The following is a 26,906-nucleotide window of genomic DNA, read 5'->3' on the forward strand; positions in this document are numbered from 1 at the left end:
GTGCGGGCGGGTTCATGCAAGCTCCCCAGCCAACACCCGCTGCCGCTATTCAGTTGTGGCTCAACGAGAAAAGGCCCGCCGCACCGAAGTGCGACGGGCCTCCTCTCGAAGTCTCTAGTTGGTCTGGCGACCAACCTACATGCAGGGTACCCGCATGCATGCCGAATGTCTAGTCGAAGATGTCCACGGGCATCTTCGGCGTTACGACAGAAGTGACCGCCATTCGTCTGCCAGTGGTTTCAGTGCTTGATTCAGCGCCATTTGAGCACCCTTGTCGCTGTGCCCTCCGTGGCGTAGGCGGTGAAGTGCAGCAGCGGCGGATACTTCTTCGGCGGTGCAATCGTTTCCATAACCGCCGATGTGACAGTCATTGCAGTGCCATTGCCACTGGGTGCCGTTGATGGCTGGGGTGGTCGTCATGACGACGGCATGACTCCGTGCGGCTTCTTCGCGGGCGCGGCGGGCTTTGCGCTCGTCTTGTAGCTGCTTGCGGCGGCGGGCTGCGCGTCGTTCGTACCCGTTTGGCGACTGGGCAATGCCCTGGCTGCTCCTCATGATGTCTCCCGTTCTTCGAGGACCGTCAGCAGGTCCGTCGCTTGATAGGTCCTCCAGCCATCCGACGAGACTCCGGACGGTGCGATGCGGCCACGTCGAGCCATGTCCTCGACGACCTTCTTGCGCACGGTGTAGCCCATGGTGCGAGCGATGGTGACCAGCCCCGAGATAGTGTACAGCTCACCCTCGAAGCGGGCCATCATCCCGGCGCGCACGTCGGCCACTTGGTGTCGCTTGGCGCAGGTGTCGCACCAGACCGTGGGCGAGCCCCTGAAGGCCATCAGCCTGGACCCGCACGTCGGGCATGGGCCAGCCAGCACGCGCTCTGGCATCGTGTCGATGGCTCGCAGGGCCTTGCGCATCGCGGCCTGCACCTGGTGCGCGATCTGGTCACCCTCGGGGTGCAGCGCCACCGACGCAGAGTTGCGACCCAGCCAGTCGGCCACGGCAGCGGGCGAGTCGTCGCCCACCCACTGCTTGCCTAGTCGCACGAGCACGGCCTGAGCGCCCGTGACCAATGCCCATCGCAGCTCATCGCGGGCAGCGGACGCGGCCACGCTGTACGGCATCGGCTCACTAGCCTCGGCATCCGGTGGTGGAGCTGGACGATAGACCCTGTCCAACCGCGTGACGGTCACCTCCAGCTGATCCAGCAGCATTGGCGCGTTGGCGCAATCCACCTCCAGTTGCTCCACGCATCGCGGACAGATGAAAGCATCCCCAGCCATCGCCCCGCACTTGGCGCACGGCTGACCCCAGCCCGGCATGGTCACATCGGCCGGCGCGAACAACCGCCCCGAGTCCAGCTCCCGACCCACCGGGCGACCCTTGCGCAGGTCCGGCGAGCCAGCGAGCCCCGCCAAGGCTTGGTCGCCATAGCGGGGCTCGGTTGCGCCGGTGCAATGCGCGCACGTCTCGGTCGGGAGGTCCGAGTACTCGCAGCGGTCACTCACGCGGACCTCCGATGCGGGCATGGGTAGCGCCCACGAACACCAGCAGGACGAGCAAGAAGCCCGTCCATCCGACGAACCACCACGCGAGCACGAGCATCACCGTGTGATGGTCGCCCCACAGTGCCCACGCCGTGATGGCCGACAGGACCATGGCCCACAGGAGCGACCCCGTGGTGCGCGGCTTCCGGTTGCCAATGAGGACGAGCAGCAGATACCCGAGCGCGGCGCAGGCCTCGCAGGCCGCGGCGAGCTGGAGCGTTGGCAGATGGTTCATGCGCCCTCCCTGGACTTGTGGCTGGTGGCACAGCGCTTCATCAGCGGCTTGCCTGCGATGGGGTCGCCGCACTCTGGGCAGCGGTCAGGGGCGACGGTGCTCATGCGCGGTCCGCCAGCTGGTGGGTAGTCACCTCGTGAATGGAGACCTTCACCACGCCGGGGCGCGCCGTCATTTCCTCGGCCTCGGCGGCTGCCGTGTCTTCGCTGGTGATGCCATGGCGACTCTGCATCACCACATCGTCGGCGTCATAGGCGAGCACGGTCCACGTGGTGCTGGCGCTGGCGATCCGCACGGAGGGCCACGGTTTGATGGTGATCATGAGTTCTCCCTGATGGTGCGTCGAAGTCGGGACATGGATGCGTGGATGGCCAGGTGCGCGGCCCGCTCGCGCTCCTCGGCTTTTCGGTCAGCCAGCAGGCTGAATGCCCGTCGATACTCCTCTTGGGCTGCGGCCCCCTCGCGGAAGGCGGCCATCGCCTCGCGCACTGCGTCGAGGATGGGCTCGGGGATTGGCTCGGTCACAGCGTGACCCCCTGTCGTGACATGCGGTGGGCGTGGGCGTACGCCTCGGACCATGAGCGGAAGTGCCCGTCGAGGTGCTGGCCCGCTGAAAGGGTTGGGCTGATTGCGTGCCAGATCCCATTTGAGTCACACACGACACGCCAGACGGGATGATTCATCAGCCACCGGATTCGACCATCGGGATAGCGGGGGATTCGTCGGGTGCTCATGCTCGGTCCTTTCGCTGGATCCAGACGGACGGACACCGCGGGCAGTGGCGCACGGTCTCGTCATCGGGCAGTGGCCTGCCCATGCGCCCGCACTCGGGGCACAGGGCGGGGTCATGGCTGCTGCGGCCGACGAGCGCGGCCATGAGCGCGAGGTAAGCCAGGGTGACGCCGACGAGGACGGCGGCGATTGCGATGGTGCTCACAACTCCACCCCCAGCGCTGCCTCGAGGGCTAGTCGTGCAGCTTCCTGGGTGCAGGTGCAGGGTTCTGGGTAGCGAGCCCCGTCGAAGCAGCGCCATGAGTGCCAACCGCCCTCGCTGTCAGCACCCTCGTCGCTCAGGACCTTCGCTGCCCGCTCGACCATCACCTCATCCACGGTGGTGAGCGCTCGCAGGCGAGCGTTCTCGGCGCAGACCTTGGCGTAGTCGCTGTTGCTAATGAGCGACCAGTGCCACATGGCTGCCTCGGGTGGCTTCTGGGTGGTGTCACGGAGGTGGAGCGCAGCCCGCAGTCGGTTAACCTCGTCTGCAAGCGCGTGATAGGCGTGGATCCCCCGCGCACGGGTCGCGGCGTCACTCATCGGACCCACCGCCCTTCGCGCACCGCGGACGCAGGTCATGCGCCTTCGGGTCCGCGCTGGCCTTGGTTGGGTGCATCCCGCCAGCCAGCATTGCCACGCGCCACCCGTACTTGGTGGCCGACTTGCGCGCCCCGGGAACGGTGGTGCAGTTCGTGACGAGCACCCGGGGGCAACGGTTGCACTGGAGGGTGACAGCACCCTTGAAGGCGGTCATCGCTCGCCACCACCCATCAGCTCGGGCAGGGCAGCGAGCACGGCCCCAGCCCACTGCTGAGCCTGTCGTAGATAGGCACGCACAGCTAGGTCACCCAGCCCACTCAGCTCCCCGGCATCTTCCAGCTCACTGCCGCAGAAGATCTTGTGTAGTCGCTCGGCCAGCTTGTCGCGGTCGATGCGCTTGACCCACTCCTCGGCGGTATCCAGCGGCGTCCATGGGCCAAGCCCCTCGGGGCTGATTGTGTCAGGGAGCGACCAGTCGGCGTAGGATTCGTCGTTGTAGTTCAGCCACGCGGGGTGGGCATTGAAGTCCGGCAACTCGGTGCTCATGCCTCCCCCTCCAGGTCTCGCACGGACTCCACGTCGCCTTCCATGACGTGAGAAGAAAGCGGCTCGACATCACTCCAAATCCGGCGCGCCTCCTCCTCGGACTCGGCCTCGACGTAGTACACCTCACGCACGGTGCCGATGTAGACGACCTCAAACTCTCGGGTGCTCATGCCCGCCCCTCCAGTTCGGCGCGCTTGGCGTCAGCGGCGGCAAGAGCAGCGCGCATGGCCTCGTGGTCAGACCCGGTGGTCTGCCGCCACTCATGCACCGCCGCCTCCACCACCTGGTCGAAGGCGCGCTCGGGCTCGGGCTTGGGTGCGCGCTCGATGATCCGCAGGGCGTCGACACAGGTGCCGACTTCGCCTCCGCTCAGGCGGACGTAGAGGCTCCACAGGGCCAGACCGCCCCCGCTCGTTGAATGCAACTTGCCGGTTGCCGTGCGGCCCTTGCGCTCCACCTCCACCACGTCGCCAGCCTTGAGCGTGGGCATGATCGCCTCCAGCTCGTCGCCGGTCAGCCACGGGCCGGGCTCGGGCTTGTCGGCCTCCAGCTCAGCGCGCTTGGCTTCTGCGGAGGCGAGCGCGGCGCGGAGAACCTCCCTCGGGCTCTGCTCGAAGCAGTACGGCGTGAGTTCGGCGTCCAGATCCTGCCATGCTGCCTCCACCACCTCGTCGGGGACGGCGGTCGGGGGGGTGGGCTCGGGAATGGGGGTCGGGTTGGTGATCATTGTCAGCTCTCCTTGTCTTCGTCATCGTTCTCGATGGGCTCAGCGACCCAGTAGGTGTCCTGCCAGCGCCGCCCGTCCTCCGGGTAGTAGGTGAACTTCACCGGCTCGCCGTCGATCAGCGCGATGAAGTCCCAGGTGTGGTCGTCGCACAGGTTGGTAGTCAGCTTGTCGTCGGCGTACTTCTCCAGCACCGTCTGGGTGGAGTTGCCCCAGACCTGAATGGCGGTGGCGTGGGAGTCGATGTAGTCGTCATAGTCGATCAATCTCAGAGACTTGCCGTAGGCGTCGTTGAACTCGTCGTTGGTCTTGTTGAGCTGGTCGAGGATCCCGTCGGCGGTGATGTCGGCCATGGGCCCTGGGCGGGTCACGACGCCACCGCCTCGCGGGCGGCAGCGAGCCGAGCCGCCGAGGCCGCCCGCTGCTCGTCAGTCATGGGCCGCGACGACTTGGCCGCTCGCACCGGGTTGAAGCCATCCGAGGGACAGGTGAACTCACCCCATTCGGTGCCGTCCTTGTAGGTGCCGCCAGCGATCTGCGCCCACCGCTTGTCGCGCTTGAACTTGCGCAAGTCACGCGGGAGGCAGGTGAAGGCCTTGACCAGCTCGTCATCGGCTGCGTAGGTGATGGTGGTCTCTTGCTCGCTTCGCATCATGATTTCTCGACCTTTCAGGTCTCTAGGGTTGACGAGTACGCGACCGGGCATGTTCGGTCGCGTTTCTTCGTGGATTAAGCGGGTAAAACGGCAGGAATGGGATGTTTCGGCGTTGGCGTCAGACTGAGCGTGACCCAGTACAGGCCGCGCACGTCGAGGTTTGGGCCGCGAGCGAACAGCTCATAGGCGACGAACTGGGGCGAGTCGTCGGTCAGGATTCCGGCGGCGACACAGGAGTCGAGCAGGATCTTGGTCGTCGGAGCCACGTTGACCGGATCCGCTTTCGGCGTCGTGCCCTTGCCGTATCGGATCGTCCAGTGGGCGGCGACCGTCTCGAAGCAGGGCTCGGGGATCGCAGGCAACTGCCGGTCAGCCAAGGCCCGGATCTGCTTCTTGCGGGCGTCGAGCGCGTGCCGGTCGCGGGGGAGCCGGTTGAGCGTGAGCACCTGGGCGGCGGGGATCTCCCACGTGATCGCGGTCACCGGAGGCACGGCCCGCTGTGGCCTCGCTGCAGGCAGCACGGGCCACGGTCGCAGTAGCCCGCCCCACTGCCGAATGTCGCCATCAGCGTGGCCGACCAGTGTGGCCGGTTATCACGCTCCAACCGGGCCAGGTAGACGTCCCGCTCGGCTGCCCGCTTCGCCTGCCGGTTGACCCGCTGCTGCCAGCGGTTCCGCCTCGGGTCACGCCACATCGCGCACCGCCCTCGGGTGGGCGGCAGCGATCAGGCCACGGATCGCCTCGCGCATCGACCCGCGCTCGGGCGCGAACGGGACCGCCTCGATCTGCGAAAGCTGGCGACCATCGGCCATGAGCTCCCGCGCCCGGTTGATCCGGTCCTGGTATTCGCGGACCGTCAGGCCGGGCGGCATGTCGATCATCGAGGCGTCGAAGGACTCCACGCGCTTGGCGCGGATCCGCTTAACCTCGTCAATGATGTTCGCCGGCAAGATCGGCGGGACCGTCTTCGGGTAGGCGATGGGCCGCACACCCAAGTTGGCGACGGCCTGCAGGGCGTCCTCGAGGCGGACCGTTGCGAGCGCTTCGGCCCAGGCTCGTGGCGCGTTGTCGTCGGTCCACTGCCCGGTGTAGGCGACGGCCTTAGTCAGGACCGCAGCGGCTTCCTGTGGGTTCACGTGAGTTCTCCTCTGATGATGTCGAGGGGTGGCGCCGGATTCATGCCCGGCGGGGTGATGCCTGCTGCGGCAATCTGCCGCTGTAGGCGATTGGGGGTCGGCTGGGATTGCTGGCGCTGACGGGGTGGGTTTCGCTCGCCAGCTCGGCGCATCCAGTTGCGCCAGGTCGCATCCCAGTCGAGCTTCACGCCCTTCTGGCCGGGGGTGGCGGTCCAGTGGTCCACGAACTTTCGGTGCTCGTAGGCGAGGTCCACATGCGGATGCTCGCCGCGGATCATGTCGCGGACCTTCTCGGATGGGACGAAATCGGGTGGCAACCGCGTGCCCCGTTTTCCGCGTTCGAGGGCCTCAGCGGACGCTGTGCGCCCCACAGGAGACGTAGTCTCCTGTTCTTTAGTAGGACGGGACGGGACGGGACGGGACGGGGCTTCGTTTTGCTTCGGTTTTGCTTCACCGTTTGCTTCACTGTTTGCTTCGGTTTTGCTTCCCCGCGAATCTTCGGCATTACGCCTAGTCAGACCTGACTTGACGCCGCCCCTTCGACCTGCCTCGGCGCGTTTGCGGGACACTTCGGCGCGTTTGCTTCGCACTTCAGCGGCGGATGGCTGATACTCGGACCAGTCGTGGAAGACGTACGAGGAGCCGTCATCGCTCTCGTTCCATAGGCCTGCTTGAAGCAAACGCGAAGCAATTGCTTCAGCGTTTGCTTCGCCCATGGCCATGGCTGCAACTACGGGCTTCGGGATCACCCCATCCGACAACTGTGAGGCGCACCAGGAACCAGCTCGAACCCATAGCCCGACTGCCTCGTTTCCCGCCTGAAGTACCTTCGCGTTGAAGGCCAGGGTGTCGTCAATCTTGAACCAGGCCAACGCCTCCGCCTCCTGGTTCGTGCTCGCGGTTGGTGCCGGTGAGCTGTCGTGCGTCGATCCACTCGCGGATCGCGGGGTGCTCGGAGGTGAATGCGACGCCGGACGGGATGCTCGCGTGGATGACGGCGAGGAGGTCGCGCTGGTCCGACTCGGCGGCGGACTTGGCGGGGATGGCGGCGGTCATGCGTCACTCCGCCCTGCGTCCGGGTGTGGCTCCGGCTTGACCATCGACTCGCCCACCAGGCGCTCCAGCTTGCGGTAGTCGTCGGCGATGACCCGCACCTGCGCCCGCACGTCAGCCGATGGGTGGTCGAGGTAGAGGGTGGCGACCTCGACGGGCACGCGGTCATCCTTGGCGGGCGTCGGCTTGCTCTGGCCAGGTCGCGCGTCGGGATCCCAGCCGCTCGCCAGTCGCCCAGCGCGTTCGGCGGATGCGTGCAGGGCCTCCAGCGACGGCCAGCCGGCATCCACGGCCACCCGCTTGGCGCGAGGCGCTTGGATGCCGCACTTGGCGGCGATCTTGACCACCTCGTCCGGCGTGCGTGCGCCACCACGAGCCACGGCGCGGGCAAGTAGCTCCACGAGGTATGCGTCACCAATCTTGCTCATGCCTTGCCTCCTTCGAGGTATTCGATAGCGCGGCGGATCTTGGCCTCGTCGCGGTACCAGTGGCCGGTCATGTAGATGCCGCCCCAGATGCTGTGCGGCGGTTGCAGGTCCAGCGCGGCCTTGAGGCAGGCGAGGCGAGCTGGGCAGCGGTAGCGGCACATGGAGCGCGCCGTCTCCTTGACATCGGTGTCGGATGAGTTCGGGAACCACCCCTCGGGGTCGCTGTGGCATGGGATCTCCATATCGCGCAGCGGGTCTTCGCTGGTAAGTCCAGGGCGGTCATGGGGGATCAGCGCGAGCAGTCCGCGCCGTGCTTGCATGGCCATCAGGCAGTCCTTCGTTCGTGGTTGACGGCGGCACACAGGCCGCTCGGTGTGGTGTCGATGCCCTGTCGCCTCACGCGGGCTTCAAGGGCGGTAACGGTGAGCCCGAACCGGGCGGCGATGGCTGGCCACGACTCGCCCCGCTCGTGCAGCCACATGGCGTCCTCGGCCAGGGCTTGACGGCGGGCCTTGCTGTGGCGGCAGCGGCGGATGTCACTGGTCCAGTGCCCGCACTCGGGGCAGGTGCCACGGATGGGAGCCATGGGCATGTCCTCTCTTGAGTTGTCGGGCCGCTGGTCAGAGCGGCAGGGGTTGGGCCAGGTCTTCGAGTCCGCTCTGCTGGCCGGGATGCTCGGTGCGGCAGTGCGGGCAGGTCTGGCGCGGGAACAGCGGTTCGTCCAGCTCCTCGGCGCGGGCGATGACGCGCTGGAGGTCTGAGACGAGCTGTCGTGCACCGTCGATGGACATGCCCTTAGGTTCAGGTGGTCCGACGATGGTGATTGCCAGCTGATCGCTGTGCAGGTTGGCGGTGTCGAGCACTATGCAGCCGAACACCTCATAGCTGCCATCCATGGAGTTGCGAGCGAATTCCTGACAGTCGCACAGGTCACACTCGGCTGGACCCGCTGGGGTCTGCTGGTGGTCGGCGTGCGGGTGGGTGCAGATGCAGGAGGGGGTCATTCCGCCACCTCGATCAGCTCGCCCGTGATCGACTCGGCCACGACCATCACCAGGTCACGCGCCGCGGGAGGTGTGACGGCATTGCCAGCCAGACGCACGCGCTCCCGCTTTGTGCCCTGCCAGCGGTAGTCACCCGGGAAGCTCATGCCCAGGGCGATTTCATGTGGCTCCAGCATGCGGAAGCGGCAGGCGAGCACGTCCTCCTCGCTCACGTCCAGCAGGCCGTGGTGATTGCCGGAGGCGGTGACGGTGGTCATCGACCCCGTGAGTTGGCGAGCCTCGCCGTGGTTGCGGAGCGTGACCAGCGCGTAGCGGTCCACGCAGGTCAGCGTCCCGACTGGCTGCGAGGTGGGCTTGGCCGTCTCGCTGGCGCTGTAGTAGGGCACCAGCAGGCCGGTTTCGTTGCGGCAGGTCTGCGTCCGCAGCGGGTCGCCGGTGCTCATGGCCTGCTTGCCGTTGCGCCCCTCGACGGGGATCAGCAGGCCGCGGGTGTAGGCGGTTGTCTGGGTGCGCAGCGGCTCGTCGGTGGAGCTGATGATCGGGGCCGACCGGATCGAGTCGAGCACGACACCGCGGGGTGTCACGAGGCCGTGATTCGCGCCGTCAGCCACGACGGTCGGCAGTACATCCCGTCGCGGGTCAATGGTGCGTGTCCGCTCCCTGAACTGCGTCAGGTGCGGGTCAGCCACTCCGTAGCGGCGCAGGCCCTCGCGGATCCGCGCCATGGTCTTCTCGGACAGCGGTCGCCTGCGGTCTCCGATTCGCTCGGCTGGGAGGCTCCAGTCAATCGCGGCAGCAGCCGGGAGCCAGCCCGGCTCCACCTGGTGCCCACAGATCGGGCAGGCGTAGACGTACTGGGCGCGGTAGCGGCCCACCTCGCGGCCCTGCTTCCATGCCTGCTGGGCTCGCACCTCGCGGTCGCAGCGACCGCACCACGCGGCCGGGGACAGCGCCCGGTCGATGTCTGGTGCTCGCTCGCCAGTGGGCCACGCGACGATGTACAGCCGGTCGCGGGACTGGGGAGCGGGCAGGCCACCCAACTGCGCGTGCATGCTGTTGAGGCTCACGACGCGGAAGTCGTAGCCCAGTCGGGCCAGTCCCTTGCGCCATGCCGTCCATGCCGCGGAGTACTTCGTCTGGGTGGCGATGTCCACGACGTTCTCCACGATGACGGCGCGGTAGTGGTGGTGTTCGATGAAGCGGAGCACGTCGAACATCAGCAGGCGGCTCCGGGTGATCTCGTCCTCTTCGCCGGACTCCAGCTCGACGGGCACGTCGTCGAACAGGGTCGGGTCACCGCCCATCTCGACAGACAAGGCCTTGGCCTTCTGATTGGCGATGCTCCACTTCGTGCACTCGGGGCTAGCCCACAGAATGTCGGTGCGGGGGAAGTTGCGAGGATCCTCCATGTGCAGATCCACGCAGGCGTGGTTCGTGCTCTGGTGGTTGTCCTGGTGGACGTCCACAGCGAGCTGCCAGTGATTGGCTGCAATGGCGACGTCCACGCCGGGGATGGATGCTGCCCCGGTGGAGCTCCCGCCCGCCCCCGCGAAGATGTCAGTGAGAGTGAGGCTCATTCCGCCACCGCCTTGCGTCGCAACAGGCACTCAAGGCCCTGGTGTGCGACGGCTGCGAACTGGGTCCACTCCTCGATTTGGCGGTCGAGGTCAACCTCGGCGCAGGCTTCGTTGACCTCCTCCATGGAGAGGCTGAAGAAGCTGTGGAGGTTCAAGCGCTCCAAGGTCTCGTTTGCTGCGCGCCAGCCACTAGCCTCCAACTCGTGCCAATCTCGAAAATATCTGGCCAGCGGCAGATTCTGCTCTCCGTGCTCGGCGTGCTGGCGGTAGCGCTCGGCGTAGATCAGCTCGGTGGCCGCTCGCATCGCGGCATCCTGCTCGTGGGTCATTCTGGGCATGACGGTTTCCTCTATCCAGTTGGGCGTGAAGGGGTCGGGCTGCCCCTCGTGCGGCCCGACCCTTGGTGTGGGGTCCCGCGAGCGCCATCCGCGCCCGCACTCCCCCGCTCTAGACCCCCGCCTAGTCGTGCATCGTGGCGATCAGCCACGCGCACAAGAACAGGGCAACGGCGACCATCGCCACGGCCGCACCAACAAGCACGGTCGGCAGAACGGTCACTGCGGCGGCTCCTGAACCTCGCCAGTCAGCTCATCCACCGACACCGTTTCGGGCGGGAACACCTCGTCCCGGCGAATCTCCTTCGCTGCGAGGGACTGGAACACCACCCCCAAATCGGCAACGTCACGCTCCGTCCACGCCGCAATCTCCCGGCCCTGGTGGGTTTCGAGCTGCTTCACGGACACCCCGCCGCGGCCGAACGCGGCCACCAGCTCAGAGACTCGCTCAGCCAGCGGCTTCCCGTCGCCGCGCTGCAGCGTCTCCCGGCATGTTTCGGCTGCCTGCTCCACGAACCAGCGCGGCAACACCTTGAAGATGCACTCACGCATCTGCCGGCTGGCGGCGTTGTTGTTGCTGTTGGCGATGTCCCGAAGATCGGTGATCTTCTTCCGGCCCTGCCTCGTGTCGCGGGCGTGCTTGACGATGAACGTCCTCGTCACCCGCGAATTGGACTGCATGTCCCACGCCCAGACGGTCATCTCCGACTCCCCCAGCTCGTCATCGCGCCTCAGCTCGGACAGGCCGTAGTCGATGTTCCCGAACACCCTGGCGAGTTCTTCCGCGAGCCGGATGCTGTTGCCGTGGACCGTCTGCCCACCCTGCGGATAGGCGAAGAAGGCGCCCTGAGCGACGGCCAGCGTTCCGCATGATTCGCGCATCTCCGCGACGGCCTGCGGAATCGACCGCTGGCACGACTGGGCCACCTTCACCCGGGCCAGCACCTCGGCGGTGCGGGACGCCTGCTCGATCTGCGTCGCCCGGGAAACGTCCTGCGGCTGGCTGATCTGCTCCAAACTCTGCTGAGTCACTGATCTTCCTCGTCTTCTTGGTCGATGATGGTTTCGGCGTTGATCCGCCACCACGCGGGCAGGCCGATGGTGACGACCTGCTCCGGGTAGCCGGGCCAGACGCCCGATTCGCGGCACTGCTTGAAGAGCCACAGGGCTCGGTCGTTCAGGTGATGCGCGAGGCTCATGTCGTCTGGGGTGATCTGCGTGATCGACACCAGATAGGGGGCCTCGGTCTCCTGTGTGACGAACACGAACGCCGGATCCTTCTCAATCCCCAGTGCCTTCAACCCGCGCATGTAGAAATCGGCCTGCTGGGCATAGCCGAACGTGGCGGCGGACCGGGCAAACTCGGACGGCTCCGCGGACTTGGACGTCTTGTAGTCCACGACCACGAGACGCTTCCCCTCGGCGCGGTTCGGCATCCAGTCGATCCGTGCCCGACACGGCACGCCATAGCGCGAGTCGGTCCAGAACAGCGACTGCTCAGGCTTCCCGCGGTCGGCATCGAAAAGGCGACCGATGGTCGGATGGGAGTGCAGCACGTCGCGCATCGCCACGAACTCCGCATACTCGGCGGTGGTGAGCGCGATATGCCCGGCAGCCTCAGACTCGTCCCGCAGCTCACGCGCGGCCTTCGTCTTCCAGTCGCGCACGTCATGCACGTCGATCTGCTGCCCCGCGCCCAGGATGATGCGGTGCGCCGCGGTTCCGCGCTTCATCGCGTCAGTGGGTGGCTTGGGATGGTCGATCCAGTGGCGGTACTTGGCGGGGCAGTTTGGGGGCATTAGTTGCCGTGCCCCAGTGGATGAGAGTGCCGGATGCGAGTGGTACTCGGCATCCGGCATGGCGTCCATCACTCCCGTGGGAGTATCCATGGGTATCTCCTCAATAGGTAGGCTCGCCGGTATCGGGGTCGATCGCGGGCGGAGTGCCGTTGTTGCGCCAATGCCGGCGGCGACGAGGGCGGGGATTGTTCGGGCCATAGCCCACAAACGGGGCTGGATGGTCATGGTCGGTGACGTAGCAATTCGCGCCCGTGCAGCGGGCGAACAGGCCCGGTGATCCGTCGTGACGATGCGGAAACTGGTCCGCAATCCCAAGCGACAGGCCATGGGTGACGGTGCATTCCTGCACCGGATCGTCCGGGTCCATCACTCGTCCCGGTAGTCGCGGCCGGTGCCACCACATACGGGACACGGATCCGTCCACGAGCCGTAACCGGCCTCAATCTCGGATGGGGTGAGCAGATGGTGGGGCCATTGCGGGACCAGACCGTCACCGTCACAGCGCCAACAGGCTTCTGCGCTGGCGGTCCGCTTGCTGTAGGCGAGCGACTGGGGATCCAGCCGGCTCGTCATGCCGCCCTCCGGGCGGCTCGGCGGTAGGCGTCAAGCTGGACCACATTGGGCGGGGTGCTACGGTCGGGCACCATCCGGGCGGCGGCAAAGACGCCAGCCCAGCCGAGACACCACAGGGCGATAGCTGCCAGGGCGAGCACAGCCATCAGGACACCTCGCAGTGGAGGAACAGCGCCACCTCGACCATGAGGACGGCGATCAGCAGGACGCAGGTAGTCACTTCGCCACCCGCTCAATCGTTTCCCGCAGCCGGTCAATCGCCCCGAACAGCTCGGTGTCCGCGGCCTCGCGTTCCTCTGTGCTGGCCTTGGAGACCTTGCACATCGCGACGTACTTCGCGCACGCCACCACATGATCAATCTGGGCCGTCACAAGCCCCTGCTCTGCTTCCGTCATTTCAGTCTCCTGGTCTCATGAGTCGGCGCATCTCGCGCTCGTGCAGCCACTGCTTGAGAGCGGCTTGGGTTTCTGTCTTGCTGGCGACGGGCTGTTGCCGGGGCTCGATGGTGGGGATTTCCACGTCGAGGGTTTCCGCGACCAGCGCGTCAAGGTCAATCGGCTGGTCGGTCATCCAGTGATCCGCTCGTAGTGCGCCAGCCCAGCGGGAGTGATTCGGTACTGGGGGCGTTTCGCGTCCGGGTTGACGATGCGCCAGCCCTTCCCGCGAGGGCCGAACTTTCCCGCGTGGAGCAGGTTCAGGCAGGTCCAGTACGCGATGCCGTAGCGCGTGGCGGCTTCCCTGGGGCTGATCGTCTCGCCTGTCACCACGGAATGTCCTCGTAGTACTCGTGCTCGATGCGCTCAGCCAGTGCCGTGAGGTCACCCAGCAGTGCCACCAGGTCCGTGACGCGCCAGTCACGGCCACCGAAGCGCACCCGACGGAAGGCGGGAATGGAGCCCTTCTGTTCACTCAGGATGTGCGGCGGGCGGCTCATGAGGGTGGCGACGCGGCCATCGGGGTGGATCAGGTAGTTCGGGTGGTTCGGGATGGGCTGGAACTCGGCCAGCTCCTTGGCTGTCAGGGGCTTCATGCTGCGCGCTCCTCGTGGTTGAGTTCGGCGGCGACGCTCTCAGGGAGGACGCCGAAGTGGGCAGCCAGCCACGCGGCGCCCTTGGCGGTGATGCGGACGGTCGAGGTGGACTCCATCTCGCCGGTCTTGCTGTTCTCGAAGCGCCCGAGCTTGACCGCCAGACGCCCCAGTTCGACCTGGGCTTGCATGGGGCGGTGACCCCGCGCCACGGGGTAGGTCCAGCCGATGCCGCCCTGGTCCTTGGGCTTGGCCATGTAGGCGTGGAGGCGATTGCGTCCCGTGGCCACGCCGAGCGCGTGCAGGGCCTTGGCGACCTCATCCACGCTGTAGTCCGGGTTACTGGACAGCCAGCGGTCGAAGGCGTGCGCCTTGGGCTCGACAATGGCGAGCGTGGCGCGCTGTGTCTCGACGGTGGCGGTCAGTGCCTCGACTCGCTTGACCGTGATCTGCAGCGCCTGGGCAACGATCTCGTCGGCGGTGAGTTCGCGGGGTTGCGCTGGGGCAACCTCGGCTTCGCGGGTGCGGACAGCGAAGTACGCCTGAGCAGCGGCCACCTGCGCCATGTTGGGATCACCGTTCATGGCGACGAGGTAGGCCGAGAAGCGGGTCAGCCGGTAGTCCTCGCGTGGGCGCCCACCGCCGGGTAGTTTTTCGGTGATCGCCGAAAAACCATCAGCCTGCCCGCTATTGGCGGCTGAGGCCATCGCTCGCTCGGTGACCTTCTTGAAGTCCTCCCAGCGGGCGTAGCCCATGAGATGTTGCAGGTCGCGGGCTGACCAGTACTCGTTGCCGAACTCGTCCGTTCGGCGTGCGTCATCGAACGGGGACTGCCCCGCCCGGGTGATTTCCTGTGTCATCGCCAGTCCACCCGTCCGCGATCGGGAGTGCCGTCTGCTGCCAGCAGCGGGGGCTGGGCCGGGTAGTCGCTTGCTGTGCTGAGCGCCGCCCCGATACCGAGGAAAGCGAGGATGGCGAGGATGGTGGCCAGGGAGATAAGCACTGGCTGTGATACGTGAGACACTTGGGTGTCCTTTCGTGAGTTGTGAGCCCCGGCGTGTCCGCGCCGGGGTTTTCTTCGTCCGGTCAGCGTGCTAATTAGCACGCATGAGGCCAGCGGAACGCTCCGCGGCCGCCAGCAGGGCCGACACGCTCTCATAGCCCAGAGCGTGCGACACCCCCTCCAATTCGTGCGCCTTCCACGGGGTCACCCCATACAGGCGCGATTCGAGCTTCGGCAGCGGCATCGACTCACTGGTGAGGTCCGTGCGCTTCATGTCCTTCTTGCGCGCCAGGTCGGCGCGGATCTGAGCGTTGATCAGATCGTCGGTTTCGCTCATGTGACCCTCCTTTCGGTGGTGGTTTGGGTCGTTCCGCTGGCCCGACTCGCACGGGCGGTACTGCGCGACGTGGGATCGTCTCTCGGTCGTGGCATCGGTCGCTGACCCTCACGGGTGGCGCGCACGCGGTGGCCGTCGTTAGCAGCGGGCCGAGTTGCCGGCACCTGTCCAGGGCGTCGGCGCCGCTCGGCGCGGCATCTAGTGGTTGTGCAGTCCAGCCCTTGCCGCGTCCCTGTGTCTCAGGGCGGGAGGGTTCTCGCCTCCGCGTTGTCCACCGCTCGCCGTGCTATTGGGTCGTGGCTGGTGTGCCGGGTTGGCTGGGGTCTGCTGTCACTCTGTGGAGTTCTCAGGTTTCGGGGCCGAGTGAGTTGCATTGCTGTCGTTCACTGGCTGATAGACCTAAACATAGCGTGGTATTTACCACGCCGTCAAGTGGGAAACCTGAAGATATCCGGGGTGGTTGCGTGCCAAGTGACACGGACTCGTGGCAGACTCGCCCATATGGGACGTGCATCAAAGGTCAACACCGACTCCATCGACAGCCATGCATGGCAGATCATCTGGGAACTTGCCCAGCAGCAGGGAATCGACACCAAGGCCGAGCTAGCGAGACGCGCGCACAACGAGCGCAGCCAAGTGAGTCGCTACATCAGCGGCGAGAAAATCGCCAGCCTGGACGAGACGAGCAAGGCCGCGGCCGCGATCGGGATGAGTCTCCCGAATCTGATCGCTATGGCCGAGCGCCAACGCGACCGGGGATCTCGCTTCGTTGCGGACGACGAGGATGGCCGATACCGCGAATGAGTGAAATTTCAACCGATGAGGCACTATGAAGGGGTGCAGATTCTCCCTCTAGGCCCAGACTGGCCGGACTGGGCTGTCGTCATCAAGGACACCACCCCGGCCGAGGCGATCCTCCCCCGCGTCCAGATCGTCGTCATGCGCGCCCCCATCACCCCCCAATGGGCCGTTGCCCACGCCCGCGCGCACCTCGAACTGGGACACCATCTCCAATCCGGCCCGATCACCGACGATCAAGAGCAATGGGCGCGGATGCTCGCGTGGACGATCCGCGACGACGAGCCGCCACTCGCAGTTGCCTAGCTGTTCTTGCAGTGACCCGAGCGCCTGAACGGCAGCTGAAGATCGGACTCCACTGGCCCGCCCTTGGCTGTTCGTGCGGGATCCTAGACCGGCTCGGGGGAGCCACCTACCCCGTCATTGGAGCTCCCTGTGAAGCGCCGCGCGATCCTTGCTCTCTACCCAGTCATCGCCCTGGCCGCGTGCCAGAAGGACAAGCCCTCGCCAGCGGCGTCGGCTGCGTCACAGGCCAAGACTGAGCTGCTACCCGTGGGCGAGTCCGCAGATCTGGGAGAAATGAAGCTGGCCGTGACCGAGGTCAAATCCGGTACGGACGAGCATGGCCCATGGATCGCGGTCCATGCAAAGTTCACCAACCGTTGGCGCCACAAGGCGGCGCTTTCGGAGGTCCACTGGACGCTGTACGACGCCAAGGACAATGCGCTGCAGCCTCGGCGCAGGGACCAGCCAGGCGGGCCGGATCCTCGCTACCCGGCCGCAGAGAAGGTTCCCCCGAACACCTTCACGGATGGGTGGCTCGTGTACGGCGTCGAGAAGGGCGCCAAGCCGGTGGAGATCGTCTACAGGAATACACGCGGCGACTTCGCATCGTGGAAGCTCAGCTAGCTGACAACCGTGTCTATCGTGTTGGTGGTCGCTGAGTTGAGGCCGAGTTCGCTGCCCGCCGGGTCTCGGTGGTGTTGCTGATGGTTTGCTGTGACCGCTCTCGGGGGTCTAGCCGTGGGCACATCGTGGGCACAAGAGCCCCAATTTGAACGTGCAAATGTGCCCTGTGGGCACAAGATGAACCCAACCCAGCCGAACATTTCCTAACCAAGAATCAGAGCCCCACCCGCCTTTGACTAGGGCGAATGGGGCTCTGACTAGGTGCGCCCCAGGCAGGAATCGAACCTGCGACCGACAGATTAGAAGGCTGCTGCTCTATCCGCTGAGCTACTGGGGCTGGTCGTCGTCCATGGTAGCGGGGGCTGCGGCACTGGCCGTCCACACCGGCAGCAGCCAGGGCAAGTCGGCCGGGTCCAGCAGGACCAGGTCCGCCCGGGCACCGACGCGGATCTCCCCCCCGGTCATCCAGGCCGGCCGCCCGGGCCGGTTCCGCGCTGGCCAGCCGGACCGCCTCGGGCCAGGCCATTCCCCGCGCCACCAGGGCCCCGACCGCGGGCCACAGCGTGGCGGGGGCATAGTCGGCCACCAGGATGTCGGCCAGACCGGCCGACATCAGCTCGGCGGCCGAGACATTGCCGCAGTGGGAACCGCCACGCACCAGGTTGGGGGCACCAACGGCGATCCGCAGCCCCAGCTCCCGGGAGCGCCGGGCGGCAGCAACCGTGGTGGGGAATTCCACGATCCGGGCGCCCAGCCGGGCCGCCCGTTCCACCTGTTCCGGGCCGTCCGGGTCATGGCAAACCCCCACCAGGCCCGGCCGGGAGCGCAGCGCGTCGGCGACCCCCCGTTCGGCCAGCCGCCGGGTCTCGTCGGCCCGGGCCCCGTGCTCGCGCAGCTGACGGATCCTGTGCTGGGCGGCCGGCGGGCTGAGCCCCTCGTCCTGCTGCAGCCGCTTGGCCAAGGCTGCGAGGTCGCGGTACTGCCCCTGCCCCGGAGTGTGGTCCTCCAGTGAGACCAGCAGGGGCGCGGGCAGCCCCGGCAGCGCCTGACGCAGCTGGGGCCAGCCCTGCGGGTCGGTGATGTCCAGCCGGCAGAGCACCCGGTGGTCGATCCGGCCGTCCGTGGGGTGGGCCAGCAGCCCGGTCAGCGTCGGGGTCAGGTGGGCTGGCCGCGGGCTCCCGATGGCCGAACGCCGCCGGAAGCCGATGGCGTGGAAACTGGTGGTGATGCCGTGGGCCCGGCTGACCGCACCATGCCCGCGCAGCACCTGCTCGGGCGGCAAGCCGGCACCGGCACGCGGCAGCAACGCGCGCTCCAGCCCGTCGTCGTGCAGGTCCACCAGCCCGGGGGCCAGGAAGAGCCCGGCACCGTCCAGCACCGGCGTCGCCCGGCTGGGGCGCGGCCCACCGCGGCCACCCCGCGCACCGAACCACTGGATTCGGCCGTCGGCCACCAGCAGCGCCGCATCGGGAAGCAGCTGCCCGGCCAGCACCAGGGTGACGTCTTGGATGGCCCAGGACCGGGCGCCGTGCAGGGGAAAGGCGGCACTCACGGCTGGTCCTCACCGTCCGGCGCCGGCACCACGTCGAAGACCATCCGGACCAGGTCGGTGCGGGTCCAGGCCTGGCTGTGCATCAGTCGCTCCTCGGAGTCGGCGTCGACGCTGGTGCTCACCACGAACCAGGTCTGGGTCCGCGGCGGCACACCCAGCCAGCGGCAGACCGCTTCCGGAGCGGTGCGGATGGTTCCGCGGGAGACGGCGCGACGTGGCCGAAAGCCCGACGACTGCAGCACCTGGCCCACCGACCCGAAGCTGCGCAGGGCCAGCCCGAGGTCCACCGTCACGTGGGGGCCGAACCACTCGTCGAAGACGCAGGCCGGCTCCGAATCGATGTGTCCCAGGCGCTGCAGGTGTTGCGCCGGATCCCCCTGCGACAGGCCCAGCGCCTCCGCCGGCCGGGCGGGCACCGGCGCCGTGGCGTGCTCCAAGACCACGGTGCGGGGCTCGGCCCCCGCGGCCCGTACCATCTCACTGAACGAGGGGGCTCGCCGGGGGGAGATCGGATAGCGGATCCGTTGGTGTACGAAGGTGCCCACCCCCGGCACCCGACGCACCAGGTGGTGGGCCTCCAGTTCGGCCAGCACGCCGCGGATGGTGGAGCGGCCCACGTCGAAGCGGGCCATCAGTTGCTGTTCACTGGGCAATCGGTGCCCACGCGGCAACCGGGCCAGCTCCGCCTCCAACTCTTCGACGATCTGCTCCCGGCTGCCCGCAATCCCCATGCCTCCAGCTTCGCACCCGCCGGGCGCACCGCGGCAACCACTGGGAGTGGTGCGGCGGCCGCCGAGCGATCAGGGGGCGACGCTGGAGCGCAGGACCCGAGGATCCGACGGTGAACTGGTCACCAGACGTGCCAACTCGGACAACGGCTCGGGCGGAGCCGTGAGCCGCTCCCAGCCCAGAGCGCGGGTGCGGTCCACCAGGCCCACGGCCGCCAGCAGGTGCCGGGGTTCATAGTTGTGCACCCCGGCGATCCGCCAGTAGTTGCGGACCACCCGCTCGGGATCAAGCTGGACCTCATGCCCCGGTGCCACCGTCCCCGCGAGTACCGCCACCCCGGCCAGGTCCAGCCTGTCCAGGGCCAACCGGACCCCGTCGGCGACTCCGGAGAAGTCGATCGCCAGATCAACCCGGGTGCCCTCCGCCAGCGCTTGGTCGGCCCCGAAGCTCATCGCCTGGGCGGCGCGTTCCGGGTTCGGGTCGCTGATCCAGACCGTGCTGCCCAGCTCGTGCAGGGCCGCGCAGGCGGCGACCCCCAGTGCGCCGGCCCCCACTACCAGCGCCCGCGAGCCCTGCAGCGGCCGACCCCGCAGGTTCTCCGCCGTCTCCACGCAGGTCACCGCGGTGGCCACGGCGCAGGAGGTCAGGGCGGCGGCCCGGTTGTCCATCGGCTCCGGCACCGCCACCAGGGCGCTGCCGGCGGGCAACAGGAGGTGGCTGGCATAACCGCCGGACAAGGGCCATTGCCCGTCGAACGGCTCATGGCCCACCTTGCGCACCGTGCGGCACTTGGCGCTCAGGCCGGCGGCGCACCGGTCACAGGAACCGCAGGCCACGGCCACGCCCCAGACCACACGCTGCCCGGGCAGGAGGGGTCGCCCGGAGACGTCGTGCACCACGCCACCGAGGGCCTGGATGCGGCCGACCGACTCGTGACCGAGGATGGATGGGCAGGGCGCCGGCCGGCGGCCGGCGACGGTGTGCCGGTCGGACCCGCAGATCCCCGCCAGCCCTACCTCCACCAGCACCTCCCCCGGCGCCGGGTGTGGCAGCGGGAGAGTGCGCAGGTCGAAGCCCTGCCCGGTCCACACGGCGGCCCGGGCGGTCGGGTCCTGGGTCATACGGTGCTCCTGTCCTGGGATGCGACGACGTGGCCTGCGGCCGGTACCACGTGGGCCGTTCGTGCACGCTCGATCATCGGACGGTGGCCCGAACCCACAGGGCCAGGGCCTCCACCAGCAGCACCACCGCCAGGATCAGCCCGACGACGGTGGTCACGACGTCGAACTGCACCACCCGAGCCGCATTCAGCAGGGTGAAGCCGATTCCGCCGGCACCCACCACGCCCAGCAGGGTGGCCGAGCGGATGTTGGTGTCCAACAGGTACAGCACGTGCGCCACGAAGGCCGGCAGGGCCTGGCGGAGCGTGACCGCGAAGAAGACCTGCACCCGGCTGGCGCCATTGGCGGCGACGGCCGTCTGCACGTCCACGTCGGTCTCCTCCAGGGAGTCGGCAACCAGCTTGGACAGCAGGCCAACCGCGCCCACCGAGAGGGCCAGGGTTCCGGCCACGGCACCCAGCCCGGAGACCACGACGAAGATGATGGCCAGGATCAGCTCGGGGATGCCGCGGATCACCACGATCAGCACCCGGAAACAGGTGTGTACGGCCGGGATCGGCACCACATTGCGGGCCGCGAGGATGCCGATCGGGATGGCCAGCAGCGAGCCCAGCAGGGTTGCGGCCAGGGCGATCTCCACGGTCACCCACAGGGCCTCCACCAGGTCCGGCAACAGCTCCGTCCCGCCCGGCGGGAAGAACAGCGCCAGGTTCTCTGGCAGGTTCAGCAAGCCGCGCCACAGCACCCGCGGGGAGATCTCGGTGCTGAGCAGGCTGACGGCCACGGCTGCGGCGAAGAGCACCGTCCAGACCACCCGGCTGACCCGCTCGGGGGTCCAGGGCGGGCTGAGCAGCCGCTCGTCCAGCGAGTCAGGCGCCCGCCGGTCCTGCACCCTGGTGGCCAGGGCGGCCACCGCCACCCCCGGACGCGACGCGTGGGTGGGACGCTGCCGCGCGGTTCCGGTTGGCCGGCGCAGCAGCGCCGCCCGCATGGCGCCGGAGACCAGTTCCACCAGGATGCACAGCACCAGCACCGTGAACGCCAGTGCCATGCCGCGCTGGTAGTTCAGGGAGCGCAGCGCGTCGGCGATCGCCAGGCCGATGCCGCCCACGCCCACATAGCCCAGCAGCACCGAGGTGCGCAGGTTGATGTCGAAGCGGTGCAGGGCCGTGGCGATGATCTGCGGGAAGAGCTGCGGCAGCACCCCGGTGACCACCTGCTGCAGCCGGCTGCCCCCGGCCGCCCGGATCGCCAGCCGCGGGCCCGGGTCGATCTCCTCGATCGCGTCGGCATAGAGCTTGGCCACCATGCCGACGGAGTGCAGGCCCATCGCGAAGATGCCGGGCAGCGCCCCCAACCCGAAGACCCGGAAGAAGAAGATGGCCAACACCAGGTCCGGGATGGCGCGGGCCAGCACGATCAGCCCCCGCGAGACCTGCCGGGCGGCCGGGCCGGTGGTGGTCCCCTGCGCGGCCAACAGGGCCAGCGGCAGGGAGAGCAGCACCGAGAACAAGGTTGCCAGCCCGACGATCGCCAAGGTCTGGCCGATCATCACGGCCAGCTCCCCCAGCGGTGGAAAGTCCAGGGGCAGCATCCGGCCCAGGAAGTTGCGGGCATTGGCGCCGGAGTCGGCCAGCGAGGCGATGTTGATCCGCAGGTCGATCACCGACCAGACCGACAGGGCGAACAGACCCAGCAGCACCCCGGCCACGGCGATGGAGTTCACCGCGGGCGCCGGGCGCGGTGGGATCTGGACCGGGGTCGGTCGCCGGTCCAGCACGGCTGCGGGCGAGCTCACCGTCCGGCCCCCACCAGGGCCTGGTCCGCGGCCAGTTCCTCCTGCGGCACGACGGCCACCTGGTCGTAGACCTCCATCACCTCTTCCGGGCGGATGCCCTCGGTGCGGCGGTCCATCACCACGCGTCCCTTGCGCAGCCCGACGATCCGGTCCCCGAGGGTGATCGCCAGCTCCACCTGGTGCAGGGAGCAGACCACCGTCAGGTCGTCGTCGCGGCTGATCTGGGCGATCAGGTCGATCACCTGGCTGGCGGAGACCGGGTCCAGCGAGGCCACCGGCTCGTCGGCCAGCAGGATCTTGGGCTGCTGCACCAGGGCCCGGGCGATCGCCACCCGCTGCTGCTGGCCACCGGACAGGGTGTCGGCGCGCTGGTGGGCACGGTCGGCCAGGCCGACGCGTTCCAGCTGGGCCATCGCGTCCATCTTCACCCGTCGCGGATAGCTGGCCAGGGTGAGCCGGGGGCCGCTCAGGAAGCCCAGCCGGCCGGTGCACACATTCTCCAGCACCGACAGCGGGCCCACCAGGTGGAAGTCCTGGAAGATGAACCCCACCTCGCGCCGCAGCCGACGCAGCTCGGCCTGGCCCACCCGCTCGATCCGTCGCCCCAACACCTGGACACTGCCCGAGGTGGGCTGCTGCAGCCCATTGATGTGCCGCAGCAGGGTGGACTTTCCGGACCCCGACATCCCCAGCAGCACCGTGATCTCGCCCGGCTGGAAGCTCAGGCTGACGTCGTCCAGACCGAGCACGGTCTCGCTGAAGCGCCGCGTGACGTGCTCCAGCACCACATTGGGGGCCTGCTCAGCCATTGCACGCCTCCGCCTTGGTGACCTCGCAGATCTTGCGGATCGGGTCGTAGTCCGCATCGGTCACCGCGACGTAGCCATAGCCGATCTCCTCGGGCAGGACGCATTCCTTCTCCGAGGCGCAGATCCCGGCCTCCACCAGCGCGGGCTTGTTGGCCTTGGTCTGCAGCGCGGTGGTGATCTTGGTGACGGTCTCCGCGTCGACGGTCTTGGTGTTGATCGCGATCGGGTCCTCCGGGATGGGCTCGGACTCCCAGATGGGGGTCAGCGCCCCGTCGGCAATCTGCTTCTTGCCGGTGAGCGTGGTCAGCATGGCGTCGTGGGCGAAACCCACGTCGCACTGGCCGGAGTTCACGCTCAGCAGCGACGCGTCGTGCGCGCCGGCGTAGATGGGCTTGATCCCGGTCTTGGGGTCGATCTTCTTGGAGAGCAGGGCTTCCAGTGGCACCAGGTAGCCGGAGGTGGAGGCCGCCTCCACGAAGCAGACCTTCTTGCCCCGCACGTCGTCCAGGGACCTGATGGCCGACCCCTTCTTCACATAGGCCAAGGAGGTGTAGTTGGGCTTGTCCCCCTTGGTGTTGACCGGAGCGACGGCCGGGGTGATCGGCACCCCGCCGTCCTTGGCGATCTTGTAGGAGAAGGGGCCGTAGGAGGCGATGTCGATCTTGCCGGCCCGCTGGCCCTCGATCACTGCGGCGTAGTCGGTTGCGTCCTGGAACTCGACCTTATTGCCGGTCTCCTTCTCCAGCAGCTTGACCAGCGGCTCGAAGGTGGACTTCAAGGAGGTGGAGGTCTCGGCCGGCACCGCGGCGAAGACCAGGGTGTCCTTGCCGGAATCGGAGGACTTGTCCGCGGCCGACTGGCCGCAGGCGGACAGCGGCAGCAGCAGCGCCATCACTGCCAACAGGGCTCGCGAGGTGTTGTTGTGGGGCATCGGACTTCCTCCATGGGGGTGGGCCTGGGGTGCCGCGGGTGCGACCTCCCGGACCTTTCTAGGCACCGAGGACCGCGGCCGAGACACCGACGGGTTAACGTCGGCCAAACCGCAGGCCAACTCTTGCCCCAGCGGGCCAACCACTCCATCACTGAGGAATTACTGGCCCGGAAGACCCCCGGCTGCGCAGCTGGCCCCGGCACGCTCTAGGGTTCGCGTGAAGAACGTCACACCCTGCGTGAAGAATTGAGGACCCGCATGAGCAACGACAGCTTCGATCCGTCCGCCTCCGGAAACGGCCCCACCAACCCCTGGGGCAAGCCCGAGCAGGCGGAGCCGACCCAGCAGATCCCCACCTGGGAGGCGCAGGGTCAGGGCGGTCAGGCCCAGGCTGGGCAGGGTGCTCAGGGACAGGGCAGTCAGGGACAGGGCAGTCAGGGGCAGGGTGCCCAGGGTTACCCATCGCAGGGACGGGGTTACCCGTCGCAGGGACAGGGTTACCCGACGCAGGGGCCGGGCCAGCAGGGATACCCGTCGCAGGGCGGCTACCCGAACCAGGCCGGCTACCCCACCCAGGGCCAGGGCTACCCCAGCGACGGCACCGGCGGGTACGGCGCGGGCTATGGCACCGCGACGGCCGCTCCCGGCGGCAGTGGGGGCGGCAACAAGAAGCCGTTGATCATCGGCGCGGGCGCGCTGGCCGGCTTGCTGCTGGCCGGTGGCGGATTCATGGCCCTCAATGGCGGGGACAAGGACGAGGAGCAGGTGGCGGTGCCGGCCAGCAGCGCGCCGACCACCGCGGGCGGCGAGGAGTCCGCGGGCGGGCAGGAATCCGGTGGCACGCAGGAGTCCGCGGGCGGGCAGCAGTCCGATGGCGCCGAGGAGTCCTCGGGTTCCGGCCAGGAGCCCGTCGGCAATCCCGGCGAGAGTGCGAACAATGCCGAGGACGCGGTGAAGAACTTCGTCGGCGCCATCCAGAAGGGCGATTCGGCGGCCATGGTGAATGCGATGATGAGCGAGCCGTCGGACACCACCTTCCTCACCGACGAGATGCTCAAGCAGCTCAACGCCAAGAGCCCGATGACCGACATCGACGTCAGCTCCTCCGGCGACACCGTCCGGTTGAGCTACTCGATCAACGGCAAGAAGCGCAGCGACACCATCCGGACCTACAAGATTGGCGACGAGTACAAGGTGGGCAGCTCCATCCCGTCGGTGAGCCTGTACTCGCTCAAACCCAGCGACATCGGGCTGAAGATCAATGGCATCGAGGCCACCGAGGACCAGGCCTACCTGCTGCCCGGCAGCTACGAGCTGACCACCAGCAATGAGAACTACGGGGTGAGCCAGAAGACCCTGGAGGTGCCCGGTTTCAGCTCCCATCCCGTCGTCAAGGCGAAGCCCACCCTGTCCGACAAGGCCCAGACCAATGCCCGCAGCGCCGCTCAGGCCCACCTGAAGACCTGCCTGGCGTCCAAGAAGTTCGACAACCCGGAGTGCGGCATCACCACCAGCGGCAAGGGCAATGCCCGGGGCGGCGGCTCGGTGACCTTGGATCCCAAGACCATCAGCTGCACGGTCACCAAGGGCGCCAATGCGCTGGACGCGGCGAAGTTCACGCCCGGCCTCAGCACCTTCACCGAGGCCCGGGCCGATGTCAGCATGACCTTCAAGTGCTCGGCCAAGGACGCCCAGGGCAACAGCTACTACACCAACCAGAGCGTCTACCGGGTCACGGTGGACACCTCTGCCAAGCCGATGAAGGTCACCTTCAACTGATCCCGATCTTCTGACCTCACGGGCGTCGACATCCGACAATGAGGACGATCTGGTCTCCCCAAGGGCCGGATCGTCCTCATTGTTCATCCACCCTCGGAGGTGCCCCTGCTCCACTGGGAGATGTGCCTTGTCTGACCATCCGTCGGATGGACGTAAGGTGGACGGGTGAATGACATGCTGGTGTGGATCGACTGTGAGATGACCGGGCTGGACCTGGCCAATGACGCCTTGGTTGAGGTGGCGGCGCTGGTCACCGACGGCGACCTGAACGTGCTGGGGGAAGGCGTCGACGTGCTGATCAAGCCGTCCGACGAGGCGCTGGCCCAGATGGGCGACTTCGTCCGCGAGATGCACACCAAGTCCGGGTTGCTCGACGAGCTGGCCGGCGGCACCACCATGGAAGAGGCCCAGAAGATGGTCCTCGACTACGTCCGGACCTTCGTCCCCACCGCCCGCAAGGCCCCGCTGGCCGGCAACACCATCGGCACCGACCGGATGTTCCTGGCCCGCGACATGCCCGAGCTGGAGGGCTGGGTGCACTACCGCAATGTGGACGTCTCCAGCATCAAGGAACTGGCCCGACGCTGGTTCCCCCGCGCCTATTACCAGTCCCCCGCCAAGTGCGGGAACCACCGCGCCCTGGCCGACATCCAGGAATCCATCGAGGAGCTGCGCTACTACCGGGAGGCGGTCTTCGTGCCGCAGCCCGGCCCCAGCACCGGCGAGGCCAAGCTGATCGCACACCGGCACCAGGGGGCTCTGACCGGTGCTCGCCCGGCGGACCTGACCCCAAAGCCGGAGCAGCCGACCGCCTGATCCCGCAGAGTTCGGCTCGATTTCACTTGGCGGCGATTCCCCGCTAAGCTGATCCAGCGCTCAGGGAGTTCTCCCGGAGACATGGTGGGTATAGCTCAGTTGGTAGAGCACCTGGTTGTGGTCCAGGTGGTCGCGGGTTCAAGTCCCGTTACTCACCCCACATGATGAAGGCCCCGGTCAACAGACCGGGGCCTTCATCGTTCCCACCGGTCTCCCACCCGCGCCGGCAGCATGGTCCAATGAGGGTTAGCGGCAGAAATGTGTGTATGGCTTCGGGCGTGTCATGGTCGCCAGCGGCCGGCCCAGCCTTTCTGGATGCCGTTGCCGTCTTCCCAGCTGAAGTTGGTGCCGGGTTGTGGGCCGAGGGGTT

At 67.5% G+C, this 26,906-nt stretch carries 42 protein-coding genes and 2 tRNA genes; 6 read left to right on the forward strand and 38 right to left on the reverse strand.

Features of this window, described 5'->3' with window-relative positions:
- Nucleotides 1–201: 201 nt before the first annotated feature.
- The 32 genes from AAEX60_RS03940 to AAEX60_RS04095 all read right to left on the reverse strand — a co-directional run bounded on the left by AAEX60_RS03940 (nt 202) and on the right by AAEX60_RS04095 (nt 15,294).
- Nucleotides 202–555, reverse strand: coding sequence for a hypothetical protein (locus tag AAEX60_RS03940; RefSeq protein ID WP_342101363.1), 354 nt, complete (start codon nt 553–555; stop codon nt 202–204).
- Nucleotides 552–1,508, reverse strand: a complete 957-nt coding sequence (locus AAEX60_RS03945; RefSeq protein WP_342101364.1) for a hypothetical protein — start codon at nt 1,506–1,508, stop codon at nt 552–554. Before AAEX60_RS03945 ends, AAEX60_RS03940 begins: the two co-directional genes overlap by 4 nt.
- Nucleotides 1,501–1,782 (reverse strand): hypothetical protein, encoded by a 282-nt coding sequence (locus AAEX60_RS03950; RefSeq protein ID WP_342101365.1) that lies wholly within the window; start codon nt 1,780–1,782, stop codon nt 1,501–1,503. The genes AAEX60_RS03945 and AAEX60_RS03950 overlap by 8 nt, the downstream gene beginning before the upstream one ends.
- Before the next feature lie 100 nt (nt 1,783–1,882).
- Complete coding sequence (locus AAEX60_RS03955; RefSeq protein WP_342101366.1) at nt 1,883–2,104, reverse strand: hypothetical protein; 222 nt, start codon at nt 2,102–2,104, stop codon at nt 1,883–1,885.
- A complete protein-coding gene (locus AAEX60_RS03960; protein ID WP_342101367.1) occupies nt 2,101–2,307 on the reverse strand; it encodes a hypothetical protein in 207 nt (68 codons plus the stop codon). Before AAEX60_RS03960 ends, AAEX60_RS03955 begins: the two co-directional genes overlap by 4 nt.
- Before the next feature lie 205 nt (nt 2,308–2,512).
- Complete coding sequence (locus AAEX60_RS03965) at nt 2,513–2,719, reverse strand: hypothetical protein (RefSeq protein ID WP_342101368.1); 207 nt, start codon at nt 2,717–2,719, stop codon at nt 2,513–2,515.
- Nucleotides 2,716–3,096, reverse strand: a complete 381-nt coding sequence (locus AAEX60_RS03970) for a hypothetical protein (RefSeq protein WP_342101369.1) — start codon at nt 3,094–3,096, stop codon at nt 2,716–2,718. Before AAEX60_RS03970 ends, AAEX60_RS03965 begins: the two co-directional genes overlap by 4 nt.
- Nucleotides 3,089–3,310 (reverse strand): hypothetical protein, encoded by a 222-nt coding sequence (locus AAEX60_RS03975; RefSeq protein ID WP_342101370.1) that lies wholly within the window; start codon nt 3,308–3,310, stop codon nt 3,089–3,091. The genes AAEX60_RS03970 and AAEX60_RS03975 overlap by 8 nt, the downstream gene beginning before the upstream one ends.
- Nucleotides 3,307–3,642, reverse strand: coding sequence for a hypothetical protein (locus AAEX60_RS03980; RefSeq protein WP_342101371.1), 336 nt, complete (start codon nt 3,640–3,642; stop codon nt 3,307–3,309). The genes AAEX60_RS03975 and AAEX60_RS03980 overlap by 4 nt, the downstream gene beginning before the upstream one ends.
- Entirely contained in the window at nt 3,639–3,812 is a 174-nt protein-coding gene (locus tag AAEX60_RS03985) for a hypothetical protein (RefSeq protein ID WP_342101372.1), read from the reverse strand. The genes AAEX60_RS03980 and AAEX60_RS03985 overlap by 4 nt, the downstream gene beginning before the upstream one ends.
- A complete protein-coding gene (locus AAEX60_RS03990) occupies nt 3,809–4,369 on the reverse strand; it encodes a hypothetical protein (protein ID WP_342101373.1) in 561 nt (186 codons plus the stop codon). The genes AAEX60_RS03985 and AAEX60_RS03990 overlap by 4 nt, the downstream gene beginning before the upstream one ends.
- 2 nt (nt 4,370–4,371) lie before the next feature.
- Nucleotides 4,372–4,719 (reverse strand): hypothetical protein, encoded by a 348-nt coding sequence (locus AAEX60_RS03995; RefSeq protein WP_342101375.1) that lies wholly within the window; start codon nt 4,717–4,719, stop codon nt 4,372–4,374.
- A 14-nt stretch (nt 4,720–4,733) separates the two neighbouring features.
- Nucleotides 4,734–5,018, reverse strand: coding sequence for a hypothetical protein (locus AAEX60_RS04000; RefSeq protein WP_342101376.1), 285 nt, complete (start codon nt 5,016–5,018; stop codon nt 4,734–4,736).
- 77 nt (nt 5,019–5,095) lie between these two features.
- Nucleotides 5,096–5,503, reverse strand: coding sequence for a hypothetical protein (locus AAEX60_RS04005; protein WP_342101378.1), 408 nt, complete (start codon nt 5,501–5,503; stop codon nt 5,096–5,098).
- A 201-nt stretch (nt 5,504–5,704) separates the two neighbouring features.
- Complete coding sequence (locus AAEX60_RS04010; RefSeq protein WP_342101380.1) at nt 5,705–6,157, reverse strand: hypothetical protein; 453 nt, start codon at nt 6,155–6,157, stop codon at nt 5,705–5,707.
- Nucleotides 6,154–7,029 (reverse strand): hypothetical protein, encoded by an 876-nt coding sequence (locus AAEX60_RS04015; RefSeq protein WP_342101382.1) that lies wholly within the window; start codon nt 7,027–7,029, stop codon nt 6,154–6,156. The genes AAEX60_RS04010 and AAEX60_RS04015 overlap by 4 nt, the downstream gene beginning before the upstream one ends.
- Entirely contained in the window at nt 7,010–7,213 is a 204-nt protein-coding gene (locus AAEX60_RS04020) for a hypothetical protein (protein ID WP_342101384.1), read from the reverse strand. The genes AAEX60_RS04015 and AAEX60_RS04020 overlap by 20 nt, the downstream gene beginning before the upstream one ends.
- Nucleotides 7,210–7,638 carry a hypothetical protein gene (locus tag AAEX60_RS04025; RefSeq protein ID WP_342101385.1) on the reverse strand — a complete coding sequence of 143 codons (429 nt, stop codon included), beginning with the start codon at nt 7,636–7,638 and terminating at the stop codon, nt 7,210–7,212. Before AAEX60_RS04025 ends, AAEX60_RS04020 begins: the two co-directional genes overlap by 4 nt.
- Nucleotides 7,635–7,964 (reverse strand): WhiB family transcriptional regulator, encoded by a 330-nt coding sequence (locus AAEX60_RS04030; RefSeq protein WP_342101387.1) that lies wholly within the window; start codon nt 7,962–7,964, stop codon nt 7,635–7,637. The genes AAEX60_RS04025 and AAEX60_RS04030 overlap by 4 nt, the downstream gene beginning before the upstream one ends.
- Complete coding sequence (locus AAEX60_RS04035) at nt 7,964–8,224, reverse strand: hypothetical protein (RefSeq protein WP_342101389.1); 261 nt, start codon at nt 8,222–8,224, stop codon at nt 7,964–7,966. Before AAEX60_RS04035 ends, AAEX60_RS04030 begins: the two co-directional genes overlap by 1 nt.
- A gap of 34 nt (nt 8,225–8,258) precedes the next feature.
- Nucleotides 8,259–8,534: a hypothetical protein gene (locus AAEX60_RS04040; protein ID WP_342101390.1), complete on the reverse strand. Its 276-nt coding sequence runs from the start codon at nt 8,532–8,534 to the stop codon at nt 8,259–8,261.
- Between the two features lie 104 nt (nt 8,535–8,638).
- Entirely contained in the window at nt 8,639–10,219 is a 1,581-nt protein-coding gene (locus AAEX60_RS04045) for a DNA cytosine methyltransferase (protein ID WP_342101391.1), read from the reverse strand.
- Nucleotides 10,216–10,557, reverse strand: a complete 342-nt coding sequence (locus tag AAEX60_RS04050) for a hypothetical protein (protein WP_342101392.1) — start codon at nt 10,555–10,557, stop codon at nt 10,216–10,218. Before AAEX60_RS04050 ends, AAEX60_RS04045 begins: the two co-directional genes overlap by 4 nt.
- Before the next feature lie 216 nt (nt 10,558–10,773).
- The gene (locus tag AAEX60_RS04055) at nt 10,774–11,586 is read right to left on the reverse strand and encodes a hypothetical protein (RefSeq protein WP_342101393.1); all 813 of its coding nucleotides are present in this window, start codon (nt 11,584–11,586) and stop codon (nt 10,774–10,776) included.
- Nucleotides 11,583–12,443, reverse strand: a complete 861-nt coding sequence (locus tag AAEX60_RS04060) for a PD-(D/E)XK nuclease-like domain-containing protein (protein ID WP_342101394.1) — start codon at nt 12,441–12,443, stop codon at nt 11,583–11,585. Before AAEX60_RS04060 ends, AAEX60_RS04055 begins: the two co-directional genes overlap by 4 nt.
- A 10-nt stretch (nt 12,444–12,453) precedes the next feature.
- Nucleotides 12,454–12,720: a hypothetical protein gene (locus tag AAEX60_RS04065; RefSeq protein ID WP_342101395.1), complete on the reverse strand. Its 267-nt coding sequence runs from the start codon at nt 12,718–12,720 to the stop codon at nt 12,454–12,456.
- 422 nt (nt 12,721–13,142) lie between these two features.
- Nucleotides 13,143–13,322, reverse strand: a complete 180-nt coding sequence (locus AAEX60_RS04070; protein WP_342101397.1) for a hypothetical protein — start codon at nt 13,320–13,322, stop codon at nt 13,143–13,145.
- A gap of 1 nt (nt 13,323) precedes the next feature.
- Complete coding sequence (locus AAEX60_RS04075; protein ID WP_342101398.1) at nt 13,324–13,497, reverse strand: hypothetical protein; 174 nt, start codon at nt 13,495–13,497, stop codon at nt 13,324–13,326.
- Nucleotides 13,494–13,694: a hypothetical protein gene (locus AAEX60_RS04080; protein WP_342101399.1), complete on the reverse strand. Its 201-nt coding sequence runs from the start codon at nt 13,692–13,694 to the stop codon at nt 13,494–13,496. Before AAEX60_RS04080 ends, AAEX60_RS04075 begins: the two co-directional genes overlap by 4 nt.
- The gene (locus AAEX60_RS04085) at nt 13,688–13,957 is read right to left on the reverse strand and encodes a hypothetical protein (RefSeq protein WP_342101400.1); all 270 of its coding nucleotides are present in this window, start codon (nt 13,955–13,957) and stop codon (nt 13,688–13,690) included. The genes AAEX60_RS04080 and AAEX60_RS04085 overlap by 7 nt, the downstream gene beginning before the upstream one ends.
- Nucleotides 13,954–14,814 (reverse strand): phage antirepressor KilAC domain-containing protein, encoded by an 861-nt coding sequence (locus AAEX60_RS04090; RefSeq protein WP_342101401.1) that lies wholly within the window; start codon nt 14,812–14,814, stop codon nt 13,954–13,956. Before AAEX60_RS04090 ends, AAEX60_RS04085 begins: the two co-directional genes overlap by 4 nt.
- A gap of 234 nt (nt 14,815–15,048) precedes the next feature.
- The gene (locus AAEX60_RS04095; RefSeq protein ID WP_342101402.1) at nt 15,049–15,294 is read right to left on the reverse strand and encodes a hypothetical protein; all 246 of its coding nucleotides are present in this window, start codon (nt 15,292–15,294) and stop codon (nt 15,049–15,051) included.
- Nucleotides 15,295–15,795: 501 nt separating this feature from the next.
- Between AAEX60_RS04095 and AAEX60_RS04100 the strand changes: the two genes are divergently transcribed.
- The 3 genes from AAEX60_RS04100 to AAEX60_RS04110 all read left to right on the forward strand — a co-directional run bounded on the left by AAEX60_RS04100 (nt 15,796) and on the right by AAEX60_RS04110 (nt 17,001).
- Nucleotides 15,796–16,098 (forward strand): helix-turn-helix domain-containing protein, encoded by a 303-nt coding sequence (locus AAEX60_RS04100; protein ID WP_342101403.1) that lies wholly within the window; start codon nt 15,796–15,798, stop codon nt 16,096–16,098.
- Nucleotides 16,099–16,131: 33 nt separating this feature from the next.
- Entirely contained in the window at nt 16,132–16,398 is a 267-nt protein-coding gene (locus tag AAEX60_RS04105; RefSeq protein ID WP_342101404.1) for a hypothetical protein, read from the forward strand.
- A gap of 129 nt (nt 16,399–16,527) precedes the next feature.
- Complete coding sequence (locus tag AAEX60_RS04110; protein WP_342101406.1) at nt 16,528–17,001, forward strand: hypothetical protein; 474 nt, start codon at nt 16,528–16,530, stop codon at nt 16,999–17,001.
- Nucleotides 17,002–17,265: 264 nt separating this feature from the next.
- Here AAEX60_RS04110 and AAEX60_RS04115 read toward each other — a convergent pair.
- From AAEX60_RS04115 to AAEX60_RS04140, 6 genes are all read right to left on the reverse strand, one after another.
- Nucleotides 17,266–17,338, reverse strand: a tRNA-Arg gene (locus tag AAEX60_RS04115).
- Between the two features lie 1,211 nt (nt 17,339–18,549).
- Nucleotides 18,550–19,284 (reverse strand): GntR family transcriptional regulator, encoded by a 735-nt coding sequence (locus AAEX60_RS04120; RefSeq protein ID WP_342101408.1) that lies wholly within the window; start codon nt 19,282–19,284, stop codon nt 18,550–18,552.
- A 69-nt stretch (nt 19,285–19,353) separates the two neighbouring features.
- Nucleotides 19,354–20,403, reverse strand: coding sequence for a zinc-binding dehydrogenase (locus tag AAEX60_RS04125; RefSeq protein ID WP_342101410.1), 1,050 nt, complete (start codon nt 20,401–20,403; stop codon nt 19,354–19,356).
- 73 nt (nt 20,404–20,476) lie between these two features.
- Nucleotides 20,477–22,201 (reverse strand): phosphonate ABC transporter, permease protein PhnE, encoded by a 1,725-nt coding sequence (gene phnE, locus AAEX60_RS04130; protein WP_342101412.1) that lies wholly within the window; start codon nt 22,199–22,201, stop codon nt 20,477–20,479.
- Complete coding sequence (gene phnC / locus AAEX60_RS04135; RefSeq protein WP_342101413.1) at nt 22,198–23,010, reverse strand: phosphonate ABC transporter ATP-binding protein; 813 nt, start codon at nt 23,008–23,010, stop codon at nt 22,198–22,200. The genes phnE and phnC overlap by 4 nt, the downstream gene beginning before the upstream one ends.
- The gene (locus AAEX60_RS04140; protein ID WP_342101414.1) at nt 23,003–23,941 is read right to left on the reverse strand and encodes a phosphate/phosphite/phosphonate ABC transporter substrate-binding protein; all 939 of its coding nucleotides are present in this window, start codon (nt 23,939–23,941) and stop codon (nt 23,003–23,005) included. Before AAEX60_RS04140 ends, phnC begins: the two co-directional genes overlap by 8 nt.
- A gap of 258 nt (nt 23,942–24,199) precedes the next feature.
- Between AAEX60_RS04140 and AAEX60_RS04145 the strand changes: the two genes are divergently transcribed.
- The 3 genes from AAEX60_RS04145 (at nt 24,200) to AAEX60_RS04155 (ending at nt 26,696) form a co-directional block, all read left to right on the forward strand.
- Nucleotides 24,200–25,720, forward strand: a complete 1,521-nt coding sequence (locus tag AAEX60_RS04145) for a hypothetical protein (RefSeq protein ID WP_342101415.1) — start codon at nt 24,200–24,202, stop codon at nt 25,718–25,720.
- A 174-nt stretch (nt 25,721–25,894) separates the two neighbouring features.
- Nucleotides 25,895–26,536 (forward strand): oligoribonuclease, encoded by a 642-nt coding sequence (gene orn, locus AAEX60_RS04150; RefSeq protein WP_342101419.1) that lies wholly within the window; start codon nt 25,895–25,897, stop codon nt 26,534–26,536.
- A gap of 84 nt (nt 26,537–26,620) precedes the next feature.
- Nucleotides 26,621–26,696, forward strand: a tRNA-His gene (locus AAEX60_RS04155).
- Nucleotides 26,697–26,906: the final 210 nt, after the last annotated feature.

This window comes from Luteococcus sp. H101, assembly GCF_038433155.1.
Taxonomy (GTDB): Bacteria; Actinomycetota; Actinomycetes; order Propionibacteriales; family Propionibacteriaceae; genus Luteococcus.